The following is a 14,177-nucleotide window of genomic DNA, read 5'->3' on the forward strand; positions in this document are numbered from 1 at the left end:
GACGAGTCACCTTAATTTTTCACACTCACACTCACACTCACACTCACACTCACACTCACACTCACACTCACACTCACACTCACACTCACACTCACACTCACAGCTCACAGCTCACAGCTCACAGCTCACAGCTCACAGCCCCTCTCCTACCTCGGCTTATACTTCGCCTCATCATATATTTTCTTTTCGGGCACATCAATCAATTGCGGCAATGTAATTTGAGGATTTTTATTCATCCATTTCCTTACAATCTGCCAGCCAATAAACTGACCTATAAATCCCGGTGAAGCCTGCCCTAAAACTTCTGTGTAAGGCCCGTCCTGCATATAATCCCTTACCTGCAAAGGATCAGTTATAAACAATAAATTATTCCGGACAAAATAATTCCATATACCGGCCTCATTATCATAACAGCCGTCTAATTGCTTTTGCGTATAACCTGTTTTTAAGCTGTCTGCAAGCTGCGGTAAAAAATGATCGAGCAGGTATAATCTTTTACCCGCATCAATCATTTGATATACCAGCGGGTCGCTGCCGTTCTTTTCAGGATAAATATCGCTTACAATATTCTTCATGCAGTTAACGGCAATATAAGCAGGCTTAAACCTGCGCTGCTGGTAATCGGGATAAACATTCGTTATAAATTCTGAATGATACACAGGAAAATCTTCGCCAAGGTATAATTGCAAACCCACAGCAAGCCCGCTTGCAGTAAGCACATTGGCATAACCTTCTACCGGCCCTATAAAAGTTATGACGTTTGCCGGTGTTTTATATTCAGGGAAGTAATACTTCGCATATTGCAGGCCTTTCTTTATGCCTTTAAATTCATTATCAAAATCAGCGAAGTTTTTTTGAGCTATATCATAAACAAAGCGATAATCGTGCAGGAACATTTTTATTTTTTTCGCAACGCTGTCTCGCTGTGGTGGCAGCACCATTATATTGTATAAATAATCATTCAGAAAAGAACCATACTTTTTCTGAAGGGCATTCAAAGCACTTTCAACACTACTGGTATCAATTGAAAACAGGTCTTTATCAAAACGCAATAGCTGTACATCAACTTTAATATTGGAAACGTCGGGCGCTGGTTTCTTTTGATTGCAGGCAAATAACAGCAAACAAAAAAATGCGGCGGCAAAAAATTTCATATTGCAAATAAATTACTTGCTACGCAAGCAGGTTGTTAATATTTATTTTAAACGAACTTTACAGCATGAAGATTACAATAGCACAGCAAAACTATCATATAGGCAATTTTGAAAGCAATACGGAAAAAATTATTGATGGCATAAAGCAGGCAAAACAGCAGGGTTCCGATCTTATTTTATTCAGCGAATTGTGCGTTTGCGGATATCCGCCAAGAGATTTTCTGGAGTTCAGCGATTTTATCAATAAATGTTACAACGTGGTTGATATAATTAAAGAACATGCAGATACAATCGGCGTGGTTATTGGTTCGCCGGCACGCAACCCAAAATTTGAAGGCAAGGATCTTTTTAATGCCGCTTTCTTTTTATATGAAAAAGAAATTAAAGCGGAGATACACAAAACTTTGCTGCCTACTTATGATGTGTTTGATGAATACCGCTATTTTGAACCGGCTTTTGACTGGAATGTTGTGGAGTTTAAAGGCAAAAAGCTGGCAATAACTATTTGCGAAGACATCTGGAACCTTGGCGATAACCCGTTATACCGTATATGCCCGATGGATGCATTAATCACACAAGCGCCTGATTTAATGCTTAACATAAGCGCTTCTCCTTTTGATTATACGCATAATGAAGACCGAAAGGCCGTTATAAAATCAAACGTACTAAAATATAAGCTGCCGATGTTTTACTGTAATACAGTGGGCAGCCAGACGGAGATTGTGTTTGACGGCACTTCGCTTGTGTTTGATAAAGATGGAAACCTTTGCAAAATGTTGCCCATGTTTAAAGAAGCGCTTGAAACCATTGTGCTGAATGACGATGGCACTATTGATGCGCCGGTTATAGAGCGGGCTGAATACTTACCCGATACAGAACTTTTTATAAAAGAATTTCAGCCTGAATTAAATCTTGGAATGATACATGAAGCGCTGCTGCTGGGCATTCGCGATTATTTTAAAAAGATGGGTTTTACAAAAGCCATCCTTGGCTCTTCCGGCGGTATTGACAGCGCTTTGGTTTTAACGCTTGCCTGCCAGGCATTAGGCTCTGAAAATGTAAGGGCTGTTTTAATGCCTTCGCCTTATTCAACAGAACATTCTGTAAACGATGCCGAACAGCTAAGTAAGAATTTGAACAATCCTTACGATATCATCCGCATTAATTCAATCTATGAATCGTTTTTAGAAACATTGCAGCCTTTGTTCAAAAGCCTTCCTTTTTCTGTGGCAGAAGAAAATATTCAAAGCCGCATAAGAGGCAATCTGTTAATGGCAATAGCTAATAAATTGGGTTACATCTTATTAAATACATCCAACAAAAGCGAACTATCAACCGGCTATGGCACTTTGTATGGAGACATGGCTGGCGGCCTTAGTGTATTGGGCGATTGTTATAAATCGCAGGTGTATGCATTAGCGCAGTATATTAACCGTGATAAAGAAATTATTCCAAATAATATTTTAATAAAAGCGCCAAGCGCTGAATTAAGGCCTGATCAAAAAGATTCAGACAGCCTGCCTGATTACGCTGTTCTTGATTCCATTTTATATCAATACATAGAGCGCAGGCTTGGCCCCAATGAAATAAAAGCCTTGGGATTTGACAGCGATACTGTGGACCGCACATTAAAGCTTGTAAACACGAATGAGTATAAGCGCAACCAGTTTTGCCCCATTATCCGCATATCAGAAAAAGCATTCGGCGTGGGCAGGCGCGTACCTATTGTGGGTAAATATCTTTCGTGAAATTTTATTTTCTGTGGTTATTAATATGATGACAGCTGCTCACCATTCACAACCCACTTATTAAGTTTGATATATGATTGATGAATTAAAAAGGCTCGAAGAAAATGCAAACAAGCCGGTGTCGCTTGCAAAATGGGGGCCTTATTTAAGCGAAAGGCAATGGGCCACCGTGCGGGAAGACTACAGCCCCGATGGCGATGCCTGGCATTATTTTCCTTTTGACCATGCACATTGCAGAACCTATCGCTGGGGCGAAGACGGGCTTGCAGGCATCTCCGATTATTATCAAAACCTTTGTTTTTACGTTGCCTTATGGAATGGCAAAGACCCCATATTAAAAGAGCGCCTTTTTGGCCTGGCAAATTATGAAGGCAACCATGGGGAAGATGTAAAAGAACTGTATTATTATCTTGATAATTTGCCCACGCACACGTACATGGAGTATTTGTATAAATACCCACACCAACTATTTCCTTATGAACAATTAAGAACGGAAAACCGCAACAGGTCGAAGCTTGAGCCTGAATATGAAATACTGGATACAGGCATATTTAACAACAACGAATATTTTGATGTTTTAATAACTTATGCAAAGGAAGATGAGGAAGACATTTTCATTAAGATAGATATAACCAACCGCTTTACGGCCGCGGCGCCTGTAACTGTTTTACCCACTTTGTTTTTCTATAACCGGTGGCAGCATACACCGGGCTCTGATATACCATCCATCACATTGCTAAACAGGAATGCAGTTATTACCAGTCATTACAGGCTTAAAACAAATTACCTGTATTTTTTAAATGCGGATGACAGGTGGTTCACAGATAATGAAACCAATACGGAAATTGTAACAGGCGTTCCCAATAAATCCGTATTTACAAAAGACGCTTTTCACCGGGCGGTTATTCAAAAGCAAAATATTACGGATTTACGAAGAAGAAAAACGGGAACAAAGTTTGCCGCCGTATATAATTTAACTGTTGAAGCCGGCGAAACAAAAACTATTTATTGCCGGTTTAATAATACGCTTTTAAAGAAACCATTCCCCAAAGGCTTTGAGCATATTTTCAGCAGGCGGAAAAAAGAAGCGGATGCATTCTACAAAACCATTCTTCCTAAAAAAATAAACGATGAGCTTGCCAATATACAGCGGCAGGCGCTGGCAGGCATGTTCTGGACAAAGCAATATTATCATTACGATGTGGAACGATGGCTTAACACGGGCGATGGCATTACACCGGCAAGCACATCCAAAGCCAACGGCCGCAACAGCGACTGGAAACATTTAAAAAACCAGGATATCATCAGCATGCCCGACAAATGGGAATATCCCTGGTATGCCGCATGGGATCTGGCTTTTCAAACCATTTCGCTGGCTGTAGCCGATGCCAATTTTGCCAAGCACCAGTTGCTGCTCATTATGCGGGAATGGTATATGAAACCCGACGGGCAGTTACCTGCTTACGAATGGAATTTCAGCGATGTGAACCCACCGGTGCAGGCCTGGGCGGCATTGCAGGTTTATTACATTGAAGAGAAGCAAACCGGCAAAAAAGATGTACAGTTTCTAAAAAAGGTTTTTCAAAAGCTGCTTATCAATTTTACCTGGTGGATAAACCGGAAAGACCGCAAAGGCAATAACATTTTTGAGGGCGGTTTCCTCGGGCTTGATAACATTGGTGTGTTCAACCGCAGCTTCAGCGAGCAGGGCAATATACAGTTAGAGCAGGCTGACGGCACAAGCTGGATGGGCATGTATGCATTGAACATGATGGATATTGCCATTGAAATTGCATTGCACGATAATGCTTTTGAAGATACAGCTACCAAATTTTTTGAGCATTTTGTTTTTATAGCCGAAGCCTTGAATGAACATAATTTATGGAATGCGGAGGACAGTTTTTTTTATGATGTGCTGAACGTAGCTGGTGCAGATCCCTCGCCTTTGCGCATCCGTTCCATTGTTGGCTTAAGCCCCTTATTCGCTGTATCCAATATCTATTCCTGGGAATTAAATAAATTAAGGGATTTCAAAAAACGCATCACCTGGTTTGAGCACTATCGTATTGTAAATAATAAATTCTGGCCGAATGAAGAGCGCAGCGAGGACGCTGAAATTTTACTTTCACTGGTACGCAGGGAAAGGCTCGTTAAGCTGCTGAATTATCTGCTGGACGAAAAGGAATTTCTTTCCGAAGGCGGCATAAGGGCCCTTTCAAAATTTCACCTGGAACATCCCTATTCCACTACGGTGGATGGCATTGGTTATACTATTCACTACGATCCCGGCGACAGCACTTCCAATATGTTTGGCGGCAACAGCAACTGGCGCGGCCCGGTGTGGATGCCCATCAACTTCCTCATCATTCAATCCATACGCAAGTATGGAAAATTTTATGGCGACAGTTTAATGGTGGAATGCCCTGCAGGATCGGGCATACAAATGAACCTGGAGCAGGTAGCCGATGAGCTTACCCGCCGTGTAATAAGTTTATTTGAAAAAGATGCAGAAGGCAACCGCAAAATATATGATACATACAACTGGTTTTATAAGAGGCCGGAAAATGAGCACCTGGTTTTGTTTTATGAATATTTTCACGGCGATAGCGGCAAAGGCCTGGGCGCTTCGCACCAAACCGGCTGGACGGCGCTCATGGCGGAATTGATTAGTGAATATGGCGGTAAATTGTAATTGGCATCCTGCTTTAATTTTTCGTTGTATTGCCCCTGCAACCCGCTTAACGCATTATTATAACCTTTCTGATCAATAAACGCCAAAGGATTATATGCGTCCATTTCGCCAGGGCTTATGCCAGCGTACTATAAATTACCTGCAATCTTAAAAGGCGGATAAGGTTTCACCCAGTCTGTATCAGCCTTTGGTTCTATTGCTCTTTGAGCCGTTGCTGCAGATATAAATGCTATAAGAAAATAACGCTGATAATTTTTTTAAGATAACAGTTACTCATTAATGATAGTTATGATAGCAAAAAGGACAAATGTATCAATCTTTGTAACTAACGTGGTTTACTTTCCGGCAGGTGCTTGTTCCGCTCTGTTATTATTTTTTATAGTCATTGATTATTGTATCAACTACAGGCTTTTCAACATTCAATTTCCTTTCATTTGAAGGATTATTACAACTGAAAAGTATGATAGCAGGTATCTATAGAACTTTATAGTTACAGTTGGGAAATTTATCTTTTAAACCCCAATATAATATCACTCAATTTTTTCTGAGTATATTAATAATAAATCATTGAAGTTTACACTTTTTAAATCATTTGACGGAATCCTCATAATATAATTAAAACATACCTGTGGGCGGGGTTGCAAAGTTTTTTGATAAGGCTCCGGAGGAGCAACCTCTTTGCAGTGAAACCCACGGGTAAGGAATAATTACGGCTCCTTCGGAGCCGCATATTAAAATTTCGGATGAGGCTGTCTTTCAAACATAGGAACTCTTATGTTTGTGCCGAAGCGTAGGAAGAACCTCTTTTTATTGATTGAAATGCCTGTTGCGATAGAATGATGTTTACAGCCCGTCCGAGCGGAGTCGAGGACGGATTGCTGTCATTGAGCGAAGTCGAAATTATAGCCAGCATAATGCTTCTGTTTTATTTGCTGCAACCAATGCTCGCGGCAATTCATTCCTTCAACTGGTAAATAGCCGGCATATTCCTGCCATAGCCATTATAATCCAAACCAAAGCCCACCACAAATTTATCAGGTATTTTAAAGCCGTTATAATGAAGCGGCACATCATAAATGGTGGCTTCAGGCTTATGTAGCAGGGCTGCTATCTTTAACGAGGCTGGGCTCATATTATACAGTTGCGGCAAAAAGCTATGCAATGTTTTGCCTGTATCAAGAATGTCTTCCAGTATAATAACATGCCTGTCTTTTACCTCCACATCAAGGCCAATGGAAGTAATTATGTGGCCGGATGAGATGGTGCCTTTATAAGAAGCCAGCTTGATAAAAGAAATTTCGGCAGGAATGGCAAGCCATTTAAAAAGCTCCGCGGCAAACATAAAAGAGCCGTTTAGTATGGCAATGAACAAAGGGATTTTGCCGGCATAATCAGCGCTGATGGCCTCAGCTATTTTTTTTACAGAAGCTTCAATATCGGCTATGCTTATATAAGAAGTAAAAGTTTTATCAAGCACATTAATTTCCTGCATAAGCTAAAATAGGTTTTAGCTGCAAACTAATGCAATCAAAACAGCTTTCTGCTTTCTGTGCGCAATATAATTTTATCGCCGGCCTTTAGCTGTATGTTTTTAGGGAGATTATTATATGCCAGAAGGCTTTGTAACTGCACCCCTTCATTTTGTGCAATGGCGAACAGGTTTTCGTTGGGCAGCGCTATATGATAGTCTTTGGAACCACGCTTTGGTTTCTTTTCCAGGTAAACAAGCATACCGGTACTTAAAATATCGCCATTGTCAAGATCGTTAAAAGCAAGCAGTTTTCCATAAGCAATATTGTATTTATTGGCAATGGCAAGCAGCGAAGCGCCTGCCTTTGCATAAATAACTTTGGCCCTGTTAATAGTAAAAACGCCATCAGGATACGTTGCCACATCTTCTGCAGGTTCTTTATTCGCCATTTGTGCCGCCCCACTCCCGGTTACATTATCAAAAGCTGTTTCTTCCTGCATTTTAAACGGGGCCGCAGCAATAATAACCTGGTGGCTTTGCTGCAGGCCCGCTATCGTTACATCCTGCAAACCATATTTTTCTATCGTGCTGATAAGGGAAATGGCATATACAGGATTGGTGGCATAACCCGCCTCTTTTAAACCATAAGCCCAGCTTTTATAGTCTGTGGCATCTATATCAAATAAAGAAGCATAATTGGGCCTTGTTTTTAAAAAATCAGAATGGTCGCGGTAAGAATCCTCCGCGCAGGAATAGCTTCTGAAACATTCATGCTTTATATCATCATCATGATAAACGCAATTGCCCGTCCAGTCTGTTTTACATTTAATGCCAAAATGGTTGTTGGATTGTATCGTAAGGTCAGACTGCCCTGCACTGGATTCCAGTATGCCCTGCGCCAATGTAATGGAAGCAGGCACGCCCGTGCGGATCATTTCATCAATAGCCAGTTGCCTGTATTGCGCAATATATGCCGCAACGGCTTCATTGTTTTGTGCTTCTGAGCTGAGTGCAGCAGCAGCAAAAAATAAAACAGGAAGTAGCTTCTTCATCAGGATTTCTTTTTAATCAGCAGCAACCCATCCCGTATCGTTAATAAAACCTGTTCGGTGCGCTGATCACTTAAAACATGATTATTGAATTGTGCAATGGCTTTTGCACTTTTACCATCAGTCTTTTCTTCTAAAACCTCGCCATGGAACAGAACGTTATCTGCCAGTATAAGCCCGCGTTCACTTAAACGCATCACAGCCTCTTCATAGTATGTTATGTAAGAAGTTTTATCAGCATCTATAAAAACAAGGTCCCACCGGTGAGGCAATGTTTTTACAATCTCCCTGGCGTCGCCTGTGTGCAGATGTATTTTATCGTTCATGCCTGCTGCCGTAATATTTTTCCATGCCGTGTCAGCATCCTCTTCCCGCAGCTCTATTGTATGCAGTTCGCCGCCGGCCTGCAGGCCGGCGGCCAGGCATATTGCACTGAAGCCGGTAAAGGTGCCAATCTCTAAAATATATTTGGGCTGAAGCAGCGAACTTATACATTCAAGGAACTTACCCTGCACGGGGCCGCTTATCATGTGCGCATGAGGATGGCTGGCCATCGTATCCTCATATATTTTCATCAGCACATCATCCAATGGCGATGTATGTGTTGATGCGTAGTCTTCAGCAAGTTTATCAATCCACTGCATTTGTTGGGGCGGCCGGTTTTGAAACAGATAAAAGCCCGGCAAAGGTAAGCAAGCCGTTAATAAGTAACAACTCTAATCCTATGGCATAACCATTAAACCATTTGATGGCGTTAGCGCTTAGCATGTAAGTAATAACCGGCGCCGCTATGCAAACTATTACCATGCGCGCATTTTGGGGCAATGCCCTTTTTGTAAAAATGCCAAAAGCAAATAAGCCAAGCAAAGGCCCGTACGTATAGCCGGCCACAATAAGTATTACATTAATGATTGACTTATCATTAATCCATTTAAATATCATAATGCACAAAAAGAATATCAATGCAAATGTTATATGCACCGCTATCCTTGTTTTTTTTGTTTGCTTTTCTGTAAGCGATATGTTGCGCCGCAACCCTAAAATATCAATACAGAAAGAAGATGTAAGCGCTGTTAAAGCGCCGTCGGCGCTGGGGAATAAAGCGGATATTAATCCAATAATAAAGATGATGGCTACAAAGGGCGGCAGGTAATTTAACGCAACGGTGGGAAATAAATCATCGCCCTGTATGTCAATATGCCGTGACGCAGCAAACAGGTAAAGCAATCCGCCCAGAAACAGGAATAAAAAGTTTACGCCAACAGAAATAAGGCTGAAGGTCATCATGTTTGTTTGTGAGCCTTTCAGCGTTCTTACACTAATATTCTTCTGCATCATTTCCTGGTCAAGGCCCGTCATGCCCACGGTTAAAAATGCGCCGCCTATTATTTGCTTTATAAAGAAAGAACCGCTTTTCATATCCGTATTAAAGACCTTTGTATAATTTTTTGCATGGAGCAACTGCAGCGCATCGCTGAAAGAAAAATGCATCATATCCATTATGAAATAAATACAGATAACCAGGCCAAGCAGCATGCAGGTTGTTTGCAGCATATCAGTAAACACAATAGTTTTTACGCCGCCTTCAAATGTATATAGCAGTATCATCAAAAGAATTACAAATGTGGTAAGCCAGAAAGGCACGTGCATGTTATCAAGAATGAATATCTGCAGCACATTTATTACCAGATATAATCTCGCCGTTGCACCCAATATCCTCGAAATAATAAAAAACAAAGCGCCTGTTTTATACGATACTTTCCCAAAGCGGTTAAGCAGGTAGTTATAGATGGATGTTACCTGCATTTTATAATACAAAGGCAGCAGTATAAATGCTATCAAACAATATCCGATAAAATTGCCTGTCACCACCTGAAAATAACCAAAATTGTTGCTGCCCACCGTGCCTGGCACGCTAACAAATGTGACACCGCTTAAGGAAGTGCCAATCATGCCAAAAGCAACCAGCATCCAGTTACTGTTGCGGTTGCCTATAAAGAAGGAATTGTTATCAGCATTGCGGCTGGTGCGCCATGCAACGCCGAGCAGCAGTAAAAAATAAACCAACACAAAACCAAACAAAAAGTATGGGGACATGCGATTGCGGTATTAGTTTAGCAAAATACAGGATTCATGTATAGCGGGGAAATTTTAGCATAACCATTATCCTATTTTTATTTTTTCCATCATCTTCTCCACCATTTTAAAAGTAGCCGGGCAGTATTCAATGTTCTGTTCATGCACATGCATATAATCAACCATTTTCTTTTTTGCAAGATGCGGAAAACCGGCGCAGTCAGCCGGCCGCACTTCATATATAGAGCACATATTCGTAGCAAGATCAAGAAACTGGCAGGGCTGGTTTACATTCACCCAGTCATCATCTTTTTTATCATACTTAAGCCATCGCTCTTTAAAATCTCTTGGGCGTATATGCAGGTGTTTTGCAATACGGCGAATGTCTTCGGCCGTAAATGTCGGCGTCATTTTTTTGCAGCAATTGGCGCATGACAAACAATCAATTTCCTGCCAAACCTCTGTATTAATTTGTTCAGCAAGATCGTCAAGGCCCTGCGGTTTTATTTTCTGCACCTGCCGCAAATAACGCTTAAACTGCTTTTTATAAAGGCCTACTTTTTTTCTGAATGAATGAAAATTTACCGGCTGCATGTTTATTAATCACCTGGCTTGAATATTGAATATTTTTGCCGGCGAATGTAAGCCGCTATCATCAATAGCAACAGCAAAAAATAAATAACGTGAATTCGGGATAACGATTTTTAATTAACTCACAATGCCTTAGCATTGGGATGAATAAGCTGTTTTTTAACTGGTTTTAGCCAGCCTGTGGGCAAAACCTGCAGGCTGGTAGCTGTAAAGGATAACAGTGTTGCCTTTCTGCAATATGTTGTAAAAGTTGGCCCGGGCATAAGCAGCAGGATAAAGGTTATAAGCCGGCAGGATTTTGACGGCACTTTGGAAATTGAGGTAAATGGTAAAAAATCAACCGTAAGCGAAAGGTTTTCAGAAAACATTTTTGTGGTATAAATAGCGTGCACCACAAGCGGTAATACAGCGAAACCTCAGAACGATGATATGCCATATCTAAACAAGATTTGAATAAGGCCGCTACACTGCCATTTAGCCTTTGCCCTTATCATTGATATCATCATTTGTAACCTTCTTTTTTTCCTTTTGGCGGAAGGCATTTCCAAGTTCCCAGTTAAGGGCAAGCTTAAACTCTCTTGAATAATACCTGCTTTCCATTGCAGATTCAAATGTATCCGCCTTTATAAAGCTGGTTTGAGGAATATAAGCAGAGAATGGATTAATAAGCGATGCTATAATTGTTATCTTTCTGCTGGTAATAGCTTTCTTAACAGCCAGGTTATAATAATAGCTGTTGGTTTTATAACCCTGCAGGGTAACCTTGCGGGTATCGTATTCGCCAAACAATTGCAGCATATAATTTTGGGGCAGTTTGCATATTATGTTCATGGCCGCATCTGCCGCCCACCCTTCGCTAAACACCTGCAGCGCCTTGCTGCTGTAATCAAGATAACTGGTGTTTATATTGCCGTTTATGCTCAGGTGCTCCGAAACAGATACGCTGTAAGAAACATTCAGGCCATATTGTTTATTGGCTGCAAGGTTTTGTTTACTGGTTACGGATATGCCGCTGGCGCTGGTAGTAGTAAAATCAATCATGGCGTTATTGGTCTGCTTCCAGAACAGGGCCGTATTTATAAAGAATGCAGCGCCACCGTTTATGCTGTATGTTATCTCTGCCTGGTGCGCCAGTTCAGGGCGAAGGCCAGGGTTTCCGGTTACAATATTTTTAGGGTCGCTTGCATCGGCATTGGGGTTAAGGTCCCATATATAAGGCCTGGTAAGCCGTTTTGTGTAACTGAGGCCAAGGCTTTGTGCGCCATTTATTTTTCTGGTGATGGTAGCGGTAGGTATAAAATTGGTGAAATTGTTTTCAAACGGGTCTCCATTGTATTTAAAGCTGCCATTAATGTTTGTTTCTTCCACCCGGGCGCCGGCTTCAACATACCAGTTATGAGAAAGGTTCAGCTTTAATAAGGCATAAGCGGTATATACATCCTGGCCATACATAAAAACGTCTGAGCGCAAAGGCTGGGCAACCAGAATGCCGGGCACTGTATCAGAAGAAGCAGACACATCGTACCTGTTGGTAACATTGCGGGTAATAATCTTAAGCCCTGTTTCAAAACTATGCCTGCCTGCCAAAGGCTGGTTATAGTCTAACTGAACCGTCCATTCCCTGTTATTGGTAAAGCCTTTGTTTGTTTCCTGGTACAGCAATGTTTCCGTTTTACTCTGCTGGCCCAGGTGGTAGCCGGTACGGGCCCTTGAGGGGGAAAACTGTATGAGCAGGTTAAGCTCCCGGCCGGGCTTTTTAAACTTCCTGTCGTAGCTTATATTAAAATCGCCGCCCAAAAATTTATCTGATGATCTTGTGCTTTGCAAATATTCTTCGCTTATGGTTCCGTCAGGCAGCTTTACGGCAGTAAAAATGGTATTATCATCGGGCCATTTGCCCATCCAGCCCACAAAGCCCAGGCTTAGCTCGTTCATCGAATCGGCCGCATACACAAGGCTCATATCTGCAGAGCAATGCGGCGCTGTATTGTCTTTTTCCGTTTGCTGGTTTAATATAAAAGCGGTTGTATCATCTGCTTTTTGAATGCGGTTTAAAAAAAATCTTTCTTTTTTCCGCAACTGGTGCAAATGCCCGGTGAAATTAAAATTCCATTTACCCGCGCCAAACGAAAGCCTCGGGTTGATCATCTGGTTATAATTGCTGCCAACAGCTTCTATAGTACCGTTAAACTCTTTACGCCCCTTTTTCGTGATGATATTAATAACACCGGCAGCGCCTTCCGCATCATATTTGGCAGAAGGCGTGGTAATAATTTCAACAGACTTTACAATATCGGCAGACATCATGTTCAGCGCATCTGCCGGGCTGCGCGCCATTTGCCCGGAATATTTTCCATTTATCAGTATCTTTAATTTATCGCTGCCACGCATGCTTACATTGCCCTGTGCATCCACATTCAATACAGGCGCCTTGCGCAGTACATCGGCCGCTGTTCCGCCTTTATTTGATACATCATTCTCTGCATTATATATCAGCATGCCCGGCTTTTGCTCCACAAGTTTTCTGCCTGATGTTACTGTCACATCTTCCAAAGCACCGGCGGAAGACGCTATGGCCACCTGCCCAACATTTACTGATGCAGCGGCCGATTTTATAACCACCGGCGCCCGCATAGCGCGATAGCCAACAGCCGTTATTTCAGCCATATAATTTCCCTGCCTGTTAAAGCGTAAAGCAAAGGTGCCGCTTTCGCCGGCATATCCTGAAGCTACAATGTTATTGGTGGTGTCAAGTAAATTAACAGTGGCGTATGCAACCGGCTTTTTAGATAATGAATCAACTATAACGCCGGCAATATTTATTTGCAGTGAAGATGTTTGCTGCGACCAGGCATATCTTTCCTGCAGGATTAATAAAACCGCTATGAAAAAAACATGTTTCATTTTACCGTGGAATATAATTTTTTATTGAAAATAAATACTGTTTGGCGCCATTAACCGCATGCCGGCCGCCAAAGGTATTTGTATAAAGAAACCAGTACCCGCCCGATTGGAAAAAGATATTTACGCAAACAGGAAAAAGGGTATTAAAAACCTGTTGCCGGAGAGTTATAAAATATTTTTCTGGTAAGAACCCAAAACGATAAAGAAATATTAAACATACTACAAGCAGAGAACGTACGGCTAATTATCTGTGATGTGATGATGCCGGAAATGGACGGCTTTGCGTTTTGCAGGACCATTAAATCAAACCTGTGGCATAGCCCTTCTTGGTTGGTACATGAATTTGATTAGGTAAGACAAAAAGTAATTATACTAAGTTGCTTTAATAATTCCGAAATTAAATTGTAGTAAAGATATCAGCTCATCCAATTGATATTCGAGATTAGAGAAGAACTGCTCAATTGCCGATTGAAACTCCTCAAAATACTGGTA

General features: G+C 41.5%; 11 protein-coding genes. 4 read left to right on the forward strand and 7 right to left on the reverse strand.

Annotated elements, in window-relative coordinates; genetic code table 11:
• Positions 1-146: 146 nt before the first annotated feature.
• Complete coding sequence (locus QM629_RS19305; RefSeq protein WP_415161546.1) at positions 147-1,154, reverse strand: hypothetical protein; 1,008 nt, start codon at positions 1,152-1,154, stop codon at positions 147-149.
• A gap of 65 nt (positions 1,155-1,219) precedes the next feature.
• On the opposite strand from QM629_RS19305, the gene QM629_RS19310 reads away from it, so the two are divergent.
• Positions 1,220-2,902: an NAD+ synthase gene (locus QM629_RS19310; protein ID WP_415161547.1), complete on the forward strand. Its 1,683-nt coding sequence runs from the start codon at positions 1,220-1,222 to the stop codon at positions 2,900-2,902.
• Positions 2,903-2,975: 73 nt separating this feature from the next.
• A complete protein-coding gene (locus tag QM629_RS19315; RefSeq protein WP_415161548.1) occupies positions 2,976-5,594 on the forward strand; it encodes an MGH1-like glycoside hydrolase domain-containing protein in 2,619 nt (872 codons plus the stop codon).
• A gap of 955 nt (positions 5,595-6,549) precedes the next feature.
• Here the strand turns inward: QM629_RS19315 and hpt are convergent.
• The 5 genes from hpt to QM629_RS19340 all read right to left on the reverse strand — a co-directional run bounded on the left by hpt (position 6,550) and on the right by QM629_RS19340 (position 10,784).
• On the reverse strand, positions 6,550-7,086 hold the full coding sequence (gene hpt, locus QM629_RS19320; protein WP_415161549.1) for a hypoxanthine phosphoribosyltransferase: 537 nt from the start codon (positions 7,084-7,086) through the stop codon (positions 6,550-6,552).
• A 35-nt stretch (positions 7,087-7,121) separates the two neighbouring features.
• A complete protein-coding gene (locus tag QM629_RS19325) occupies positions 7,122-8,117 on the reverse strand; it encodes a glucosaminidase domain-containing protein (protein WP_415161550.1) in 996 nt (331 codons plus the stop codon).
• Positions 8,117-8,758: an O-methyltransferase gene (locus tag QM629_RS19330; RefSeq protein ID WP_415161551.1), complete on the reverse strand. Its 642-nt coding sequence runs from the start codon at positions 8,756-8,758 to the stop codon at positions 8,117-8,119. Before QM629_RS19330 ends, QM629_RS19325 begins: the two co-directional genes overlap by 1 nt.
• Positions 8,745-10,211, reverse strand: a complete 1,467-nt coding sequence (locus QM629_RS19335) for a sodium:solute symporter (protein ID WP_415161552.1) — start codon at positions 10,209-10,211, stop codon at positions 8,745-8,747. The genes QM629_RS19330 and QM629_RS19335 overlap by 14 nt, the downstream gene beginning before the upstream one ends.
• 66 nt (positions 10,212-10,277) lie before the next feature.
• Positions 10,278-10,784: a YkgJ family cysteine cluster protein gene (locus QM629_RS19340; protein WP_415161553.1), complete on the reverse strand. Its 507-nt coding sequence runs from the start codon at positions 10,782-10,784 to the stop codon at positions 10,278-10,280.
• Between the two features lie 177 nt (positions 10,785-10,961).
• Between QM629_RS19340 and QM629_RS19345 the strand changes: the two genes are divergently transcribed.
• The gene (locus QM629_RS19345; protein ID WP_415161554.1) at positions 10,962-11,162 is read left to right on the forward strand and encodes a FeoA family protein; all 201 of its coding nucleotides are present in this window, start codon (positions 10,962-10,964) and stop codon (positions 11,160-11,162) included.
• 93 nt (positions 11,163-11,255) lie between these two features.
• Here the strand turns inward: QM629_RS19345 and QM629_RS19350 are convergent, their stop codons facing one another.
• Positions 11,256-13,685: an outer membrane beta-barrel protein gene (locus QM629_RS19350; RefSeq protein ID WP_415161555.1), complete on the reverse strand. Its 2,430-nt coding sequence runs from the start codon at positions 13,683-13,685 to the stop codon at positions 11,256-11,258.
• 180 nt (positions 13,686-13,865) lie between these two features.
• Between QM629_RS19350 and QM629_RS19355 the strand changes: the two genes are divergently transcribed.
• A complete protein-coding gene (locus tag QM629_RS19355; protein ID WP_415161556.1) occupies positions 13,866-14,036 on the forward strand; it encodes a response regulator in 171 nt (56 codons plus the stop codon).
• Positions 14,037-14,177: the final 141 nt, after the last annotated feature.

The organism is Parafilimonas sp. (genome assembly GCF_047606085.1).
Classification (GTDB): domain Bacteria; phylum Bacteroidota; class Bacteroidia; order Chitinophagales; family Chitinophagaceae; genus Parafilimonas.